The organism is Primorskyibacter aestuariivivens (assembly GCF_028023675.1).
GTDB classification, from domain to species: domain Bacteria; phylum Pseudomonadota; class Alphaproteobacteria; order Rhodobacterales; family Rhodobacteraceae; genus Marinovum; species Marinovum aestuariivivens.
On sequence record NZ_JAQIOZ010000011.1, the window covers coordinates 100476 to 117344 of the forward strand.

14 protein-coding genes are annotated in these 16869 nt (G+C 63.4%); 6 read left to right on the plus strand and 8 right to left on the minus strand.

From position 1 onward, the window contains the following. Positions 1-11: 11 nt before the first annotated feature. A complete protein-coding gene (locus PGB28_RS12760) occupies positions 12-1247 on the minus strand; it encodes an acyl-CoA dehydrogenase family protein (protein ID WP_271421895.1) in 1236 nt (411 codons plus the stop codon). A gap of 3 nt (positions 1248-1250) precedes the next feature. Continuing rightward, entirely contained in the window at positions 1251-2888 is a 1638-nt protein-coding gene (locus PGB28_RS12765; protein WP_271421896.1) for a long-chain-fatty-acid--CoA ligase, read from the minus strand. A 112-nt stretch (positions 2889-3000) separates the two neighbouring features. Between PGB28_RS12765 and PGB28_RS12770 the strand changes: the two genes are divergently transcribed. Beyond that, positions 3001-4020, plus strand: coding sequence for an NADP-dependent oxidoreductase (locus PGB28_RS12770; protein ID WP_271421897.1), 1020 nt, complete (start codon positions 3001-3003; stop codon positions 4018-4020). A gap of 144 nt (positions 4021-4164) precedes the next feature. Next, positions 4165-5007: a class I SAM-dependent methyltransferase gene (locus PGB28_RS12775; RefSeq protein ID WP_271421898.1), complete on the plus strand. Its 843-nt coding sequence runs from the start codon at positions 4165-4167 to the stop codon at positions 5005-5007. Between the two features lie 84 nt (positions 5008-5091). Here PGB28_RS12775 and PGB28_RS12780 read toward each other — a convergent pair whose 3' ends face one another. The 3 genes from PGB28_RS12780 to PGB28_RS12790 form a co-directional block, all read right to left on the minus strand. Then, positions 5092-7704 (minus strand): peptidoglycan -binding protein, encoded by a 2613-nt coding sequence (locus PGB28_RS12780; RefSeq protein ID WP_271421899.1) that lies wholly within the window; start codon positions 7702-7704, stop codon positions 5092-5094. 3 nt (positions 7705-7707) lie between these two features. Then, positions 7708-8931, minus strand: a complete 1224-nt coding sequence (locus PGB28_RS12785) for a biopolymer transporter ExbB (RefSeq protein ID WP_271421951.1) — start codon at positions 8929-8931, stop codon at positions 7708-7710. 71 nt (positions 8932-9002) lie between these two features. Continuing rightward, entirely contained in the window at positions 9003-9533 is a 531-nt protein-coding gene (locus PGB28_RS12790) for a gamma-glutamylcyclotransferase (RefSeq protein ID WP_271421900.1), read from the minus strand. A gap of 80 nt (positions 9534-9613) precedes the next feature. On the opposite strand from PGB28_RS12790, the gene PGB28_RS12795 reads away from it, so the two are divergent. Together PGB28_RS12795 and PGB28_RS12800 are read left to right on the plus strand one after the other, a co-directional pair. After that, entirely contained in the window at positions 9614-10609 is a 996-nt protein-coding gene (locus PGB28_RS12795; protein WP_271421901.1) for a DUF2125 domain-containing protein, read from the plus strand. 53 nt (positions 10610-10662) lie between these two features. Beyond that, positions 10663-11955 carry an acetylornithine deacetylase/succinyl-diaminopimelate desuccinylase family protein gene (locus PGB28_RS12800; RefSeq protein ID WP_271421902.1) on the plus strand — a complete coding sequence of 431 codons (1293 nt, stop codon included), beginning with the start codon at positions 10663-10665 and terminating at the stop codon, positions 11953-11955. Positions 11956-12033: 78 nt separating this feature from the next. Here the strand turns inward: PGB28_RS12800 and panC are convergent, their stop codons facing one another. From panC to PGB28_RS12815, 3 genes are all read right to left on the minus strand, one after another. Further along, on the minus strand, positions 12034-12888 hold the full coding sequence (panC, locus tag PGB28_RS12805; protein ID WP_271421903.1) for a pantoate--beta-alanine ligase: 855 nt from the start codon (positions 12886-12888) through the stop codon (positions 12034-12036). After that, positions 12885-13730 (minus strand): 3-methyl-2-oxobutanoate hydroxymethyltransferase, encoded by an 846-nt coding sequence (gene panB, locus PGB28_RS12810; protein ID WP_271421904.1) that lies wholly within the window; start codon positions 13728-13730, stop codon positions 12885-12887. Before panB ends, panC begins: the two co-directional genes overlap by 4 nt. Positions 13731-13818: 88 nt before the next feature. After that, positions 13819-14505: a hypothetical protein gene (locus PGB28_RS12815; protein WP_271421905.1), complete on the minus strand. Its 687-nt coding sequence runs from the start codon at positions 14503-14505 to the stop codon at positions 13819-13821. 129 nt (positions 14506-14634) lie between these two features. On the opposite strand from PGB28_RS12815, the gene PGB28_RS12820 reads away from it, so the two are divergent. Together PGB28_RS12820 and PGB28_RS12825 are read left to right on the plus strand one after the other, a co-directional pair. After that, complete coding sequence (locus PGB28_RS12820; protein ID WP_271421906.1) at positions 14635-16080, plus strand: aldehyde dehydrogenase family protein; 1446 nt, start codon at positions 14635-14637, stop codon at positions 16078-16080. 41 nt (positions 16081-16121) lie between these two features. Beyond that, positions 16122-16862, plus strand: coding sequence for an SDR family oxidoreductase (locus PGB28_RS12825; RefSeq protein ID WP_271421907.1), 741 nt, complete (start codon positions 16122-16124; stop codon positions 16860-16862). Positions 16863-16869 lie beyond the last annotated feature (7 nt).

Consider the following 16869-nt stretch of genomic DNA (forward strand, 5'->3'; position numbering starts at 1 on the left):
CGACCCGCGCCTCACGCGCTCCGGTTCGAATATTTGCGCAGCTCCGCGCGAGCCACTTGACGTCGATGCACCGCATCCGGCCCATCGGCAAAGCGCAGGGTGCGCACATGGGTGCACATATGGGCAAGGTCCATGTCCTGAGAAATCCCTTTGGCCCCATGCAATTGCATCGCCTCGTCGATCACCTTGCCTGCCATGAGCGGCGCGACGACCTTGATCTTAGATATCCAGGGCTGGGCCGCGCGCACGCCTGCTGTGTCCATCATCCAGGCGGCCTTGAGGCACAAAAGCCGCGCCATCTCGATCTCCATACGCGCATTGGCAAGGATATCGTAATTGGCGCCCAGTTCGGCGATGGGTTTGCCGAAAGCCTCGCGTTCCAGACCCCGGCGGCACATGAGTTCCAACGCCTTTTCGGCCTGACCGATGGCGCGCATGCAGTGATGGATACGCCCCGGTCCAAGCCGCCCCTGCGCCACCTCAAAGCCGCGCCCCTCGCCCAGCACGATGTTTTTCGCAGGCACCCGCACATCGGTAAAGCGGATATGCATATGCCCATGCGGCGCGTCGTCCTGTCCGAAGACATGCATAGGGCGCAGCACCTCGATGCCGGGCAGGTCGGGGTCCAGCACGAACATGGTGTGGCGGGCATGCTTGGCGGCATCCGGATCGGTGCAGGCCATGAGGATATAGAGCGCACAGCGCGGGTCCCCTGCGCCGCTGATCCACCATTTCTCACCATTCAGGACAAAATCATCACCGTCGCGTCGCGCCTCAAACGCCAGTTGCGCGGCGTCAGAACTGGCCACGTCGGGTTCTGTCATGACATAGGCCGAGCGGATGTCACCGGCGAGAAGCGGCGTCAGCCAGCGCTCTTTCATCCAGTCTTCGCCGTAGCGTTCCAGCACTTCCATATTGCCGGTGTCGGGCGCGTTGCAGTTGAACACCTCGGCGGCGATGGCGACCTTGCCCATCTCCTCGGCCAGATAGGCATATTCCACGGTAGAGAGCCCATAGCCCCGGTCACTGCCCGTGAGCCAGAAGTTCCACAAGCCCCGCTCGCGCGCCTTGGCTTTCAACCCGTCAAGGATTTCCGACTGCCGGTCGGTGTGCTGGAACCGGTCGCCCGAGGGATGCTTGCCCACCTCGGCGTGATATTCCGCGTCCAGCGGCGCAATCTCGCCCTCGACCATGGCGCGCACGGCGTCGATCAGCGGTTTGATCCGCTCGGTTACTCCAAGATCCATCTCTTATCCTTCTGGCAGGTCGGGCAGAACGTAATCGGCAAACTGGGCGCGGAGCGTGCGTTTGGAGACCTTGCCCGTGGCCGTGAGTGGCATTTCGTCGACGAAGACCACGTCGTCAGGCAATTGCCATTTGGCGAAATGCGGCTCCATCAGCGCGTGAATGTCCTCCAGCGTCACGTGTGCCTCGCCCTTGGGCACCACGACCAGCAGCGGGCGTTCATCCCATTTCGGATGGGCGATGGCGATGACCGCGCAATTGGCGACCTCCGGATGAGCCAGCGCGCAGCTTTCCAGGTCAATCGAGGAAATCCATTCGCCCCCCGACTTGATCAGGTCCTTGGCGCGGTCCTGAATGGTCAGGAACCCGGCGGCGTCAATGCTGGCCACGTCGCCCGTGCCGAACCAGCCTTCGGCATCCATCGCAGCCTCGGTCGCCTCATCGTTGTGGAAATAACCCGCGATCACCTGATTGCCGCGCACATATAGCTCGCCCACCGCCTTTCCGTCATGGGGGAGCCGCTGGCCCTCCTCGTCCACGATCTTCATCTCGCAGCCAAAGACCCGGCGGCCCTGTTTGGATTGCAGGTCCATGCGCGTTTCGAACGGCAGGTCCTGCATGGAGGCGTTGAGAATGCCATGAGTGCCCACCGGCGACATTTCGGTCATGCCCCAGGCATGGCAGACGGAGACGCCGCTTTGTTCAAAGGCTTCGATCATGGTCCGCGGCGCGGCAGAGCCGCCGATCACCACCTGTTCGAACCCCGCCGGGTTGCCGCCACGTGCGGCGATCTCGTTTTGCAGTCCCAGCCAGACGGTTGGCACGCCCCAGGCGGAGGTCACGTTTTCGCCATCCATCAAGTCCCAGAGCGACGGCCCGTCCAGCCCCGGCCCCGGCATGATCAGCGACGCGCCGGTGAGCGGCGCGGCATAGGGCAGACCCCAGGCGTTAACATGGAACATCGGCACCACAGGAAGGATATTCGCGCCTTCGCGGAGCGAGGAATTCAACGCAAGCCCCACGGCAAGGGCGTGCAAGACCGTAGAGCGGTGGGAATAAAGCGCGCCTTTGGGATTGCCGGTGGTGCCGGAGGTGTAGCACAGGCCCGCAGCCGTATTTTCATCCATGTCGGGCCAGTCATAACTGTCGGGTTTGCCGTCCAGCAGATCCTCGTAACAGATCAGTTCCAGCGGACTGTCGGGCATATGCGCGCGGTCGGTCATGACGACAAAGCGCATGCCCTCGGGCAGCTTGTCCGCCAGCGCGTGGACAAGCGGCACGAATGTCAGGTCCACGAACAAAAGCCGGTCTTCGGCATGGCCGATGATATAGAGCATCTGTTCGGGCGAGAGCCGCGGGTTCAGCGTGTGGCAGACCGCGCCCATGCCCGAGACCGCATAGTAGATCTCGAAATGCCGGTGCGTGTTCCAGGCCAGTGTGGCGATCCGGTCACCGGGCTGTACCCCCCGTTCCGCCAGCCCATGAGCAAGTTGCGCGACGCGGGCCATGGTTTCGGGATAGCTCTGCCGGTGAATGTCGCCTTCGCAACGGCGCGAGACCACGCCAGCCTCGGGAAAAATCTCTGCACCGTAACGCAACAATTCGATGATCTGCAGCGGGCGCTGCATCATTTGACCCATCATGGGGTGATCCTCCCTATGCGGCTTGTCTCCGGACAAGCTCTTTGCTCTACCTTGGCGAGGAAGCGGGCGGCGGCGCAACAAAAATCCACCCCGCGTCGCAGCGTCAGGAGGCATGACAATGGCAGCACAGCGAATCGTTTTGGCCAGCAGGCCCGAGGGAGAGGCCGAATTGGAGAATTTCCGGCTAGAGACGTTCGAGCCGCCCGCACCCGGTGACGGCGAGGTGTTGATCGAGGTGAGCCACCTGTCGCTGGACCCCTATATGCGCGGGCGGATGAATGCGGTGAAATCCTATGCGCCCTATGTGGAACTGGACGCGGTGATGACCGGTCAGGGCGTGGGGCATGTGGTGGCCTCACGGGCCGAGGGGTTCGCCGAGGGCGATCTGGTCACCGGCATGACGGGCTGGCAGAGCCATGCGGTGCTGCCCGGGGCGGAGGTCCGCAAGCTGGACGACAGCCTGCCACCCTCTGCGGCGCTGGGGGTGTTGGGCATGCCGGGCTTTACCGGCTGGGTGGGCCTGAACACGTTCGGGCGGCCCAAGCCGGGCGAGACATTGGTGGTGGCCGCTGCCACCGGGCCGGTTGGATCAATGGTGGGGCAATTGGCGAAACGCGCGGGCCTGCGCACCGTGGCGATTGCCGGCGGGGCCGAGAAATGCCGCATCGCGCAGGAGACATTCGGCTTTGACGCGGCGATTGATCACCGGGCCTTTGACACTGTGAAAGACCTGCGCGCCGCCATCGCCGCCGCCGCGCCGGATGGTATCGACATTTACGTGGAAAACGTTGGCGGCGATGTATTGCGCGCGGTGTTGCCGCTGCTCAACGATCATGCGCGGGTGCCGGTGATCGGCACGATTGCGTGGTATAGCGGCGCGGATTTGAGCGGGCCGGATACCTTGCCGAACCTCTGGCGTCAGGTGCTGGTCAAGCGGCTGTCGATCAACGGGCTGATCATTTTCGACCATTGGGGCGACTACCCGGCATTCCTTGAAGAGGTCGGCCCGCTGGTGGCATCCGGGGAGATCGCCTCGCTTGAGGATGTGGCCGAAGGGCTGGAAAATGCGCCCGAGGCATTTCTGCGCATGCTCAAGGGCGGCAATATGGGCAAGCAGGTGGTGAAGCTGTAGCGCTCCGGCCGGCAGATCCAGCGGAACGACAGTCGGTTGATTGAGACGTGGTGGCGGACCGATTGGCCGCTTTGAAACCCTGCTGAAAAATTATGTGTTTCGCATGAATGCCTGCTAAGTTGGGCAAAACAGGGTTCCAATGCCATGGAAACGAACAAGGCGCAGGCTGACTACTGGGCGTCCCCTGCGGGCCTGAAATGGATTGAGCACGAACATGCTCTGGATAGCGCAATGGCCGGTATGCTGCGCATGATGCTCGACGTGGCTGAAATCGGCGCGTCGGACCGCGTCATCGACATCGGGTGTGGAACCGGAGCAAGCACGCTCGACGCCGCGCGGCGCGCTCCTGACGGCACCGTGCTCGGGGTGGACATTTCGGACCCGCTTCTCGCACGTGCTGCCGACAGAGTGAACGCGTCAGGCTTGAAAAATGCGTCGTTTTTGTTGGCCGATGCTCAAACCTATGATTTTTCTGCCCAGCCCTTTGATCTTTTGGTGTCTCGCTTGGGTATGAGCTTCTTTTCCGACTCGGTTGCGGCCCTGAAAAATCTGTCCAATGCACTCAATAAAGATGGCAAAATGGTCTTCGTCTGCTGGGCATCGGTGGAGAAGAACCCGTGGTTTGCGATTCCAAAAAGCGCAGCGGAAGAAAGATTAGGGGCGCTGCCCAAGGGTAATCCACTTGCGCCCGGCCCAACCGCCTTTCAGGATTGCGATCGGGTGGCGGATCTGATGGACCGGGCGGGCGTGTCCGATATCGAAGCGCGTCCAGTAGACATTCTGCTTACACCTCCGGGTGGCGTGGAGGGGGCAGCACGCGCGGCCAGCAAGGTCGGTCCTGCAGCGCGTATCATGAAAGCCCATAATGGGACCAAAGCTGATGAGGCGGCGATCGAAAACGCCGTGATGGAAGCCTTTGAAGGCTTTGACGATGCAGGTACGGCACGGGTTCCCGCTGTGGTTAACCTATTCACCTGTTCGCGGTGAGATCGACAGCAAATTCCAGATTGTCGAAAAGCAGCCGTTCACACGCCTCCACGCGACCGCAGGAATGTCCCGCGGTCCTGCCCCTCACTTCTCGGTAAATTTCAGCTCGATCCGGCGGTTGCGGGCGCGGGCCTCGGCGGTGTTGGCGGTATCCACCGGCTGAAACTGGCCAAACCCGTTGGCGGCTAGGCGCCCTGGCTCGATGCCCAGGAAATTGATCATGTATTTCACCACTGACAAGGCGCGCGCTTGCGACAATTCCCAGTTATCGGCAAACTCGGAAGAGCCGACAATCGGCACATTGTCGGTATGGCCGTCCACCCGGATCACCCAGTCGATCTCTGGCGGGATGTCGGCGGCGACCGCTTTGAGAATACGCGCCACCTTGGCAATCTCCTGCTCGCCCTCGCGCGACAGGGTCGCGTCGCCCGAGGCGAAAAGCACCGAGGACGCAAAGACGAACCTGTCGCCCTCGATCCGGACACCTTCCTGATTACCCAGAAGATCGCGCAAACGGCCAAAGAATTCCGAGCGGTAGCGTTCCAGATCGCGGGCCTTTTCTTCAAGCAGGCGGTTGCGCTCGGCAAGAAGGTCGGCGCGCTCGGTCTGGAGGCGGGCCTTTTCCTCTTCGGCCTGACGGCGGCGCTGTTCTTCGAGCGCCTTTTGCGCCAGCGCTGCATTGAGATCCTGACCAAGGTTTTCAAGCTGGATGCGCGCGGCGGCATCGCGTTCCTTGGCGTCGTCCAGGAGCGACTGTAACTCGCCCAGCTGGGTGCGTAGCGCCGCAACCTGCCGGTTCAAAAGCGTGGCGCGTCGCTGGGCTTCGGTCGACACTTCGGTCTGCTGGGCCAGTTCCTCGCGGGCCGCGGCCAGAAGCGCGGCGCGGTTGGCCGCCTCGGAACGGCGGGCCTCGGCTTCTTGCTCGGCCGCTTGCGCCGCCTGTTCCGCAGCCAGCTTCGCGGTGATGGCATCGGCCAGTTGACGGCGGATTTCATTGCGGTCCTGTTCGGCCTGTACTGTGGCGGCCAGCGCGGCGGAGAGCTGGTCCCGCAGGCTGGTTTCTTCGGATTGCGTTTCGTTCATCGTGGCGCGCAGATTGGCCAACTGGCTTTCCAAGGACGCCGCCTCGGATTGCGCCGCGTCGAGCTGGTTTGACAGGGTCTCGGCCTGTTGTTGCGCGGACAGCTGCGCGGCCAGAGCCTCGGCCAGTTTGTCCTCAAGCGATTTGGTTTCGCCCTGCGCCTCGGTCAATTGCGCCTGGGCGGTGGCAAGCTGGCCTTGGGCGTTGTCCCGGGCCTGTTCCGCGGCGATCTGCGCGGCCACGGCGGCGGCAAGCTGGTCCTGTATCTCGGACAGGTCGGTATCGGCCGCGTTCTGCGCCGCCAGTGCCTGCGCCAGTTCCTCTTCAAGCGTGGCTTTATCCGCTGCGGCGGCCTGCGCGGATTCATTTGCGTCGCGGGCTACACGCTCAGCGCTCAGCTTCGCGGCGAGGGCCGAAGCCAACTGCTCTTCCAGCGCCCCGCGTTCCTCGGCGGTTGCGGCGCGCAGGCTTTCGAGCGCCTGTTCAAGCTCGCCAATGCGGGCTGACTGGTCCTGCGTTGTCAGGAGCGCGGCAGCAAGCTGTGCCTCCAACGCGGTGAGTTGCGTGGAGCGTTGCTCGTCATCGGACAAGGCCGTCTGGAGGTCTGCGGCCAGCGCGACATTGCGGACTTCTGCGGCCTCCTGGGCCAACAGGGCGGCCGCCAATTGCGCTTTCAATGCGTCAGCGTCCTCGGCGCTGCTGGCCAAGGCGTCATCGAGCTGGGCGATCCGCGCCTCGGCCGCCTGTTGCGCCAAAAGCGCGGCGGACAGGCGGGTATCAAGGTCTTTTTCCACCGCCTGTGCGGCGGCGAGCATGGACAGGGTTTCCTCGGCTTTGCGGCGTTCTTCTTCCAGTGCCAAGGTCATGGCAGAAAGCTCCGCATCCGCCGTCATCAGCTTTTCGCGCAGCGCCTGGGCCGCAGCGGCCTCGGCCAGTCGGCGGGCCTCTTCCTCGGAGAGACGGTCTTCCAGATCGGCGATTTCACCCGACATCGCGGCTTGTTGTTCCGTCGCCTCGGTGCGCAACTCGGCGATCATGGCCTCCAGCGCGTCGGCCTGGGCCGCCGCCAGCCGCGCCGCTTCGGTCTCGGCATCGATCTCATCGCGCAGTTGGGCCAGCGCCAGTTGCATGGCTTCTTGTTCCGAGAGCAATTCAGCTTCGCGCGTCTCCAGATCACCGATGCGGCTGGTGGCGCGGTCCTGTTCCGCCAAGAGGCCCGCGATCTGCTCCTCGAAACTGGCAATCCGGGCATTGGCCGCGCCCAGCGCGTCGTTGCGCGCCTGCAGATCGCTGCGCAGCGTCGCGATCAGGGCGGCCTGTTCCGCTGCGCGGGACTCGGCATCGTTCAGGGTGGAGCTCAACTCACCCACTTCGTTTTCCAGCGCAGCGCTGCGGTCGCGCTCCAGACCCAGCGCATCGGCCAGCGCGGCGATCTCGGCGGAGAGCTCGTTCAACTCGCTTTCCTGCCCGGTGATGGTTTCGCGCAGGGTGAACTGCACCACCATGAAAATGGTCAGCACGAACATCAGAACCAGCAAAAGCCCGGTCATGGCGTCAACGAAGCCGGGCCAGATCGAGGCCTGAAACCGTTGTCCGGTGCGGCGGGACAGGGACATGGCCTAGCCCTCCTGCTCCGGTGTTTCGACCCGTGGCGGGCGCTTGTTGCGGTTGGGGCGCGGAGCGGCGACCGCAGCCTGACGGGCCGCATTGAGCGCGCGGGTCAGGGCCGACAATTCGGTGCGCAGCTCGGCCATGCTTTCCTGTCGTCCGGCGGACATCTCTTCGAGAATGCGCAGCATCTGCACGTCGATCGAGCGCAGGCGCATGCGGCTTTCGGCATCGATCCCTTCCGTTGCCGGGCGATTTTCCAACGCGTCGATGAGCCGTTCCTGCCCTTCGGCCAGACGGGTCAGTGCCATTGTCGGCGCGGCCTGCGCTTCCAGCCGTTCTGTCATGCGCTCGACGCCATCGGCGAGCTTGGACAGTTTATCGTCCACCATGGCCCGGCTGACATCGGACTGGGTGAACATCTGTTGCAGGCTTTCCATCTGCTCGGACATGTGATCGACGACCGCGACAAGCAATTGCTGGTCACTGCCCTCGCCATCACCGGACCCGGCATAGCCCAGCCGCGTGATGGTCGAGAGCCATTCCTCCAGCTCGCGGTAGAACCGGTTCTGCCCATGTCCCGCGAAGAGCTCCAGAAGCCCAACGACAAGCGACCCCGCCAGCCCCAGAAGGGAGGAGGCAAAGGCCGTGCCCATGCCGCCAAGCTGGGCCTGCAGCCCTTCTTGCAGCCGCTCGAAAATCTGCCCGCCGGTCTCGCCCGGCGCGGGCGTGAGCGAACGGATCGTGTCGACCAGCGCGGGCACGGTGGTGGCCAGCCCGTAGAAGGTGCCCAGCAGACCCAGAAAGATCAGCAGGCTGACGATATAGCGGGTGATCTCGCGCGCCTCGTCGATCCGCTGCCCCACGGAATCGAGGATCGAGCGCGACGAGGTAGCCGAGATTTGCATCCGCTTGCCGCGCGAGCGCATCAACGCGGCAAGCGGGGCAAGGATACGCGGCGCTGTATGCCCAGCATCACGTTCGGCCACGAAATTCTCGATCCAGCGGACCGACCCGATCAACTGCACCACCTGCCAGAACGTGGCCAGCACACCGATGACGAAGACGACGACGATGAACCCGTTGAGATATGGATTGGCCAGAAACACCGGCAGGATACGCGGCAAGGCCAGCACCAGACCGGCACAGACCAGCCCGAGAACGGTGATCATGAAGAGCACCTGTCTGACGGGCTGGGAAAATCTCGGCTCGGCCTCGAGGTCCGGCTGGTCCACCATGAGGGACGGTTCCTGACGCTGTTGTTTACGTCCGGACTCTAGGCACGATCCTCAGGCAAGCCAAGGAATTATCGGCAAATGTCACGAACCCGTGCGGCCAACCATTGCAAATCTGCATCCTCGATCCCCAGTTCGGCCAGATGCGCGGCGGTGTTCCAGAGATATTCGGTGTTGGGTCCACGCCCGCCCACGGCACGTGCGATGATCTGCGCCTGTTTCTCAAGATCCATGCCCCGGCAATATTGCCAGTGATCGGCATTGATCACATAGGCCAGCGCCTCGACCTTGCGACCATCCTCCAGACCCAGCATCACATGGCGTTCGACATAGGCCGAGGAGACCAGTTCACGTTCACGCAGATAGGCAAGGGTCTCGTCCTCGGTCCCCGGCTCGGCGCGCAGGGCCACCCCGTCACAGACCGCTCCGGGCGCTTCATCCAGCGCCAAGACCAGTCCCGGCTCCGCCTCGGTGCCGCGATGATGGATGGAATGCATGCAGAAGCTGCGGTGATAATCCTCAAGCGAGGCCAGCCGCTGTTCGGCGACCGGGAACCCGGGGTTCCACAAAAGCGAGCCGTAGCCAAACACCCAAAGCGCCATGATGCCTTTCCCTTCCAGCACAGGTCTCGTAAACCATCCCCGTTCCGGGTGAAACCCCGGTGGGTTGAACGGGGTGCGCCATGTTGAAGCGTCTGACATTTCTGGTGATCGCGGCGGCGTTGGGCTGGTCGGCCTGGTGGTACTGGGGCGCATCGCAATTGCGTGGCAGTTATGAAGACTGGTTCGCCGAGCGCCGTGACGATGGCTGGCAAGCGGGGTATTCCAGCATGGAGATCCGCGGCTTTCCCAACCGGCATGACACCACATGGAGCGATGTGCAGATTGTCGATCCCGACAGTGGGCTGGGCTGGGACGCGCCGTTCTTTCAGCTTTTCCTGCTGAGCTACAACCGCAACCATGCCATCGCCGTCTGGCCAGACACCCAAAGTATCCTGACCCCCGACGGGCGCTATGACGTGTCCAGCGACAGCCTTCAGGCAAGCCTGATCACCGAAAGCTCCGACCACCTGCTGTTGCGCAGCAATCTGGCGGCGGATGTGGTGAATGTCACCGATCCGGGTGGCGACACCACCGCGCTGGCAGCCCTGCGCGCGTCAGTCGCGCGGGTCGAGGGGACGGTGGACAGCTATGATATCGCGCTGGGGGTTGAGGGGCTGGCGCTGTCCAACCCGTTCCTGCGCGCTGCTGAAGGTGCGGTTCCCGATACGTTTCAGGAAACCCGCCTTCAGGCACAGGTGACGTTTGATCGCCCGATCTCGGTCGGGTCGCTGTCCGGGAACCGCCCCCGTCCCACGGCGCTGGACCTGACATTGGCAGAGCTGAAATGGGGGCCGATGGGGCTGCGCCTGACTGGTGAGATGAAGATCGACGGCAAGGGCTGGATCGAAGGAGACCTGCATATCCGCGCCGAAGACTGGCGTGAAATGCTGCGCGTGGCGCGCAATTCTGGCGAGGTGCCGCAGGCAATGGTCGACGGTCTTGAGGGGGTCCTGGGGTTGCTGTCTCAGATCTCGGGCGGCGGCCAAAACATCGACGTGTCCTTGCGCTTTGACGACAAGCGCACGCTTTTGGGGCCGCTGCCGGTTGGCCCCGCGCCCCGGATCGAGCTTCGCTAGCACTTGCGCCGCGTCTCCCCGCGCGCAAGACTGCGCCGCGAAAGGGGAATGCGATGCAGGACATTCACGAGCGGTTGAAAGCAGAGATCGCGGCGCGGCGCGAGGAGTTGATCGCGCTGACGCAGGACCTGATCCGCATTCCCACGCTCAACCCGCCGGGCGAGAATTACCGCGAAATCTGTGACTATCTGGCAAAACGGCTGGGGGCCAAGGGGTTCGAGGTGCAACTGATCCGGGCCGAAGGCGCACCGGGTGACAGCAACCGTTATCCGCGCTGGAACGTGCTTGCCCGGCGCGACGGCGCGCATCCCGGCGATTGCGTGCATTTCAACTCGCATACCGACGTGGTCGAGGTGGGCCATGGCTGGACATTTGATCCCTTTGGCGGGGAGGTGTCAGAGGGCCGGATCTATGGCCGCGGTGCCTGTGACATGAAGGGCGGGCTGGCGGCGTCGATCATCGCGGTGGAGGTGTTCGTGGACCTCTGCCCCGATTTCGCCGGTGCCATCGAGATCAGCGGCACGGCGGATGAGGAATCCGGCGGCTATGGCGGCGTCGCCTATCTTGCGGAACAGGGCTTTTTCGCGCCCGCCCGCGTGCAGCATGTGATCATCCCCGAACCGCTGAACAAAGACCGCATTTGCCTGGGTCATCGCGGCGGATGGTGGGCGGAGATCGAAACCAAGGGAGAGATCGCCCATGGCTCCATGCCCTTCCTCGGCGATTGCGCGGTGCGCCATATGGGGGCGGTGCTGGACGCGTTTGAACGCGAGTTGTTTCCGGCCATGGCGGCGCGGCACACGGATATGCCCGTGGTCCCCGAAGGCGCGCGGCAATCGACGATGAACATCAACTCGATCCATGGGGGACAGGCCGAACAGGACCCGGATTACACCGGCCTGCCCGCCCATTGTGTGCCGGATTCATGCCGCATTGTGATTGACCGGCGCTATCTGCCGGAAGAGAGCCATGAGAGCGTGTCGCGCGAAATCCGGGAGTTGCTGGAGGCGCTCAAGAGCAACCGGGCGAAATTCGAATATCGCCTCGACGAGATCAACCACGTGGCCCCGTCCATGACCGACCGCAACGCGCCGGTGGTCACCACCGTGGCCGAGGCCATCGAACAGGTGCTGGGCAAGGCGCCTGACTATGTCGCCTCGCCCGGCACCTATGACCAAAAACATATCGACCGGATCGGCAAGCTGAAGAACTGTATCGCCTATGGGCCGGGCGTGCTGGAACTGGCGCATAAACCGGATGAATGGGTGGGCATCGACGACATGGTGGAAAGCGCCCAGGTCATGGCGCTGTCACTGGCCGCGCTCTGCCTGCCAGTGTCGGGCTAGCGGAGGCGAGCCCACGCACCCTGACTTCATCTTGCCGGACAAACTCCCGCCGGAGGCAAGAAAGTCAGGGAGCGCCGGTCAGCTCAGCAGCGGCACGTCGATATTGTCGATCAGCCGCACGCCCGCCAGATGCGCCGCCGCAAAAAGCCGCGCCGGGCGTGTGGGGCGGTCCAGCAAGGACAGGTCGTCACAGGCCCGCAGTTCCAGATAGTCGATGGACAGGAAATCCGCATTCATCAGCCGTTTTTCCGCAGCCGGGTAAAGATCGCTCATGGCTTCGCCTCTGCCCAGCGCCTCGGCAATGCCTTCCATCACCTCATGCATTATCGGTGCCTTGACCCGGGCACGGTCGCTGAGCAGCAGGTTGCGCGACGACATAGCCAGCCCGTCAATCTCGCGGATCGTGGGACAGCCCACCACCTCGACCCCCAGATCCAGATCGCGGGCAAGGCGGCGGACGACCTGCAATTGCTGGAAATCCTTTTCCCCGAAAAACGCCAGATCGGCAGAGGTCTGGGTGAAGAGCTTGGTCACCACCGTGGCGACCCCGTCGAAATGGCCCGGGCGGTGCGCCCCGCAGAGGACATCGGTCAGCCCATCGACGGAGACCGTGGTGGAAAATCCCTGTGGGTACATCGTGTCGCCATCGGGGACATAGATCGCGTCCACCGCAAATCGTTCCAGCTTGCGCGCATCCTCGTGTTCGGTGCGCGGGTAATTGGCCAAGTCTTCAGGATTGTTGAACTGTTTCGGGTTTACGAAAATCGTGACAATCACCCGGTCGGCGCGCGATTTGGCCGCCGCCACAAGGCTGAGATGCCCATCATGCAACGCGCCCATGGTGGGGACCACGCCGATGGTTTCACCCGCCATGTGCCACGCCTTCGTCATGGCGCGCAGCTCTGGCAGGGACCGGACGATGGGCGCGGTCATTGTTTGCCCTCCGGTTTCGTATCGGGCAGTTTGTCGCTGAATACATGCTCCAGCGCCGGGAACTTGCGCGCGCGCACATCGGCAGCATAGGCGGCAATCGCGGCCTCGCCGTCATCGCCCAGCCGGGCGTAGCGTTTGACGAATTTCGGCTTGAACGCGGTAAACAGCCCCAGCATGTCATCGACCACGAGGATCTGGCCGTCACAGCCGACGGATGCCCCGATCCCGATGGTGGGAATGGTGATCTTGGCGGTGATTGCATCGGCCAGCACTTCCGGCACCTTTTCCAGCACCACGGAAAACGCCCCGGCACGGGTGACGGCCTTGGCATCCTCGGTCAGTTGTTTGGCCGCGTCGCCACGGCCCTGCACCTTGTAACCGCCCAGCGTGTTGATCGACTGCGGCGTCAGCCCGATATGCGCCATGACCGGCACGCCCCGCGCGGTGAGGAACGCAATCGTGTCTTCCATATGCGCGCCACCTTCGAGCTTGACGGCAGCCGCGCCGGTCTCGCCCATGATGCGAGACGCATTTCGGAACGCCTGTTCGGGGCTTTCCTCGTAGGAGCCAAAGGGCATGTCGACGACCATCATGGATTTGGCAAGCCCGCGCGCCACGGCCCGGCCATGCAGGATCATCATGTCCATGGTCACGCCGAGCGTGGACGGCAGACCGTGCAGCACCATGCCAACACTGTCACCCACAAGGACAAAGTCGCAATGGGCATCCATCATTTGCGCCATGGGCGTCGTATAGGCTGTCAGCGAGACAATCGGGGTGCCGCCTTTCATCGCCCGGATATCATCCGGCATGGGGGCGGTCTTGCGGGCGGTGGCGCTCATGGGCGGGCCTCCGAAGTATCAGCGTTACAAGCGTGTAACAGGACCAATGCGGCGAATCCAGCGGCTTGGCAAGATCGCAAATCCCGGATCACAGCAGTTCCGCGATCAGGTAGACCACGCCAAATACCAAGGCCACCTGCGCCAACCCTTTGATCGTCCCCACGACCAGCCCCTTGGCGACGGGGGCACCATGGCTGATTTGGGTTTGGGCATCATGGCGGATACCCGCCCCGGCGGGCAGGTCCTGACGGGTTCTGCCAATCACGAAGCCAAGGACGCCGGTGGCAACAAAGGCCAGCGCCTCCAGCCCCCAGAGGATCAAGAGCCAGACACCGGTGATCGTGAAGCCGGAATTGCGCAGCACATCCTTGGCCTCACCAAACTGGTAGGACAGGGCCTGCGACAGGTGCAGAATGCTGTCATAGACATAAACGGGACCGCGCGAGAGCGTGTAAATCGCCTCATCCAGCCCCCAATGCGCCCAGAACGAGGCGAACCACAACGCGGTCAGGTTGGCGAGGATGCTCGCGCAGACCACCGTCAGGCGGAATACAAAGGAACCGCGCAGACCGGCGATGAGCAGCAGGATCAAAAACAGCGCGATACCAAGCGGGATGATCACACCGAAGATGAAGAGCGGGATATAGATTGCCGCAAAGGCATAACCCACGGTCAGGGCCGCACCGCCCACAAGCGCGAGGAACGCAAGACCGTAGCTGTTTTTTACCTGTGGCTCGTTCATCGCATGCTCCTGATCCTTGGGTGGCGACAGCATTAAGAATTCCCCCCGGTTGTCAAAGGCTTTTGCCCAGAGCTGCGCGCCGGGGCTGGACGCTGCACCCGCGGGCACTTAACGTCCTGAACAATTCGAAATATCCCCGGGATACGCCCCAAGGAGTTGCCCATGTCGCTGCCCGATCTGCCCTTTGATCCGTCTCATGTCCTGATTGGCGGGGCATGGAAAACCTGCGCGAGCGGCGAGACGCTGATCCTGTCCAACCCGTCGGATGAAAGCGACCTGACCCGTATCGCACGGGGCGGGACCGAGGATATCAACGCCGCCGTGGCCGCCGCCCATGCCGCGCGCGCGGGCGATTGGGGCCGAATGCCCGCCTTTGAACGCGGTCGCATCCTGACCCGGCTGGGGCAATTGGTGCTGGAGCGGGTGGATTGGCTGGCCGAGCTGGAAGCGCTGGACGTGGGCAAGCCGCTGAAACAGGCGCGCAATGACGCGGTGGCGCTGGCACGCTATTGCGAATTCTATGGCGGCGCGGCGGACAAGGTACACGGAGAGACGATCCCCTATCTGGACGGCTACACGGTTTACACGCTGCGCGAGCCGCATGGGATCACGGGCCATATCGTGCCGTGGAACTATCCGATGCAGATCATCGGCCGCTCCGTCGGCGCGGCGCTGGCCATGGGCAATTCTTGCGTGCTGAAACCGGCCGAAGAGGCCTGCCTGACGGCGCTGGCTTTTGCGCATCTGGCCAAAGAGGCCGGGTTGCCCGATGGGGCGCTGAACGTGGTGCCGGGGCTGGGGGCCGAAGCGGGCGCGGCGCTGTCGGCGCATCCGGGCGTGCATCATCTGAGCTTTACCGGATCGGTCGCCACCGGGGCCATGGTGCAGGCGGCGGCGGCGCAGAACGTGGTGCCGGTGACGCTGGAGCTGGGGGGCAAGTCGCCGCAACTGGTGTTTGACGATGCGGACCTTGAGGCCGCCCTGCCCTTCCTCGTCAATGCGGGCATCCAGAATGCCGGGCAGACCTGTTCGGCCTCGTCCCGTATCCTTGTGCAGCGCGGGGTTTATGACGCGGTGCGCGATGCGATGGCGGAGCGGTACAATCACCTGAAGGTCGGCGCGGCGATGGACGATCTCGATGTCGGACCGCTGATCAGCGCGCGGCAGAAAGAGATCGTGCAGGGGTTCCTCGCCAAGGGGGCCGATCTGGAGATCGCGGCTGAGGCCAGCATTCCGAACGGGCCGGGGCATTTCGTGCCGCCCACCCTCTTGGACAGCGTGCCGCCGGATCACCCGCTGGCGAGACAGGAGATATTCGGCCCGGTTCAGGCGCTGATCCCCTTTGACACCGAAGAGGACGCGCTGCGCATCGCCAATGGCACCGATTACGGGCTTGTCGCCAGCATCTGGACCCGCGACGGCGCGCGGCAGATGCGGCTGGCGCGCGGCTTGCGCTCGGGGCAGGTGTTTATCAACAATTACGGCGCGGGAGGCGGTGTGGAACTGCCCTTTGGCGGGACCGGCAAATCGGGCCATGGCCGTGAAAAGGGGTTCGAGGCGCTTTACGGGTTTTCGACATTGAAGACCGTGGCGGCGCTGCATGGGTAAGGGATGGTGGGCAGGATTGCCCACCCTACGGGGAGAAAGATATGAGACTTGAGGGAAAAACCGCCATCGTGACCGGCGCGGCGTCAGGCTTTGGCGCAGGGATCGCGCACCGCTTTGCACAAGAGGGTGCGCAGGTCATGTATGCCGATATCAACGAAGAGGCGGCGCGCGCGGTGGCCGAGGAATATGGCGGGCTGGGCCAGCGCGTGGATGTGGGCGATGGCGAGAGCGTGGCGCATATGTTCGACAAGGCCACGGAGCTGATGGGCGAGATCGACATTCTGGTGAACAATGCGGGCGTGACGCATCTGCCCACGCCATTGGATGAGGTCAGCGAGGAGGATTTCGACCGGGTGTTTCAGGTCAATTGCAAATCCGTCTATTACACCTCACGCGCTTTGGTACCGCAGATGAAAAAGCGTGGCTCGGGCACGATCCTGAACATCGCCTCCACCGCCGGTGTCTCACCCCGGCCCAATCTGAACTGGTACAACGCCTCCAAGGGCTGGATGAACACCGCGACCCGAACCATGGCGGTGGAGCTTGCGCCTTTTGGCATCCGGGTGAACGCGCTGAATCCGGTGGCGGGGGAAACGCCGCTTCTGGCGTCCTTTCTGGGCGAGGACACGCCGGAGATGCGGGAAAAGTTCCTGTCCACCATCCCGCTGGGTCGCTTCTCGACCCCCGAGGATCTGGCCAATGCGGCGCTTTACCTGTGTTCGGACGAGGCCAGCATGGTGACAGGCGTCTGCATGGAAGTGGATGGCGGGCGGTGTATATGACCAGGGC

Coding starts and splice junctions, on each gene's coding strand:
- PGB28_RS12760 (WP_271421895.1), bottom strand. CDS start 1,247: ATGGATCTTGGAGTAACCGAGCGGATCAAACCGCTGATCGACGCCGTG.
- PGB28_RS12770 (WP_271421897.1), top strand. CDS start 3,001: ATGACAATGGCAGCACAGCGAATCGTTTTGGCCAGCAGGCCCGAGGGA.
- PGB28_RS12765 (WP_271421896.1), bottom strand. CDS start 2,888: ATGATGGGTCAAATGATGCAGCGCCCGCTGCAGATCATCGAATTGTTG.
- PGB28_RS12825 (WP_271421907.1), top strand. CDS start 16,122: ATGAGACTTGAGGGAAAAACCGCCATCGTGACCGGCGCGGCGTCAGGC.
- panC (WP_271421903.1), bottom strand. CDS start 12,888: ATGACCGCGCCCATCGTCCGGTCCCTGCCAGAGCTGCGCGCCATGACG.
- PGB28_RS12795 (WP_271421901.1), top strand. CDS start 9,614: ATGTTGAAGCGTCTGACATTTCTGGTGATCGCGGCGGCGTTGGGCTGG.
- PGB28_RS12790 (WP_271421900.1), bottom strand. CDS start 9,533: ATGGCGCTTTGGGTGTTTGGCTACGGCTCGCTTTTGTGGAACCCCGGG.
- PGB28_RS12800 (WP_271421902.1), top strand. CDS start 10,663: ATGCAGGACATTCACGAGCGGTTGAAAGCAGAGATCGCGGCGCGGCGC.
- PGB28_RS12780 (WP_271421899.1), bottom strand. CDS start 7,704: ATGTCCCTGTCCCGCCGCACCGGACAACGGTTTCAGGCCTCGATCTGG.
- PGB28_RS12815 (WP_271421905.1), bottom strand. CDS start 14,505: ATGCTGTCGCCACCCAAGGATCAGGAGCATGCGATGAACGAGCCACAG.
- PGB28_RS12820 (WP_271421906.1), top strand. CDS start 14,635: ATGTCGCTGCCCGATCTGCCCTTTGATCCGTCTCATGTCCTGATTGGC.
- panB (WP_271421904.1), bottom strand. CDS start 13,730: ATGAGCGCCACCGCCCGCAAGACCGCCCCCATGCCGGATGATATCCGG.
- PGB28_RS12775 (WP_271421898.1), top strand. CDS start 4,165: ATGGAAACGAACAAGGCGCAGGCTGACTACTGGGCGTCCCCTGCGGGC.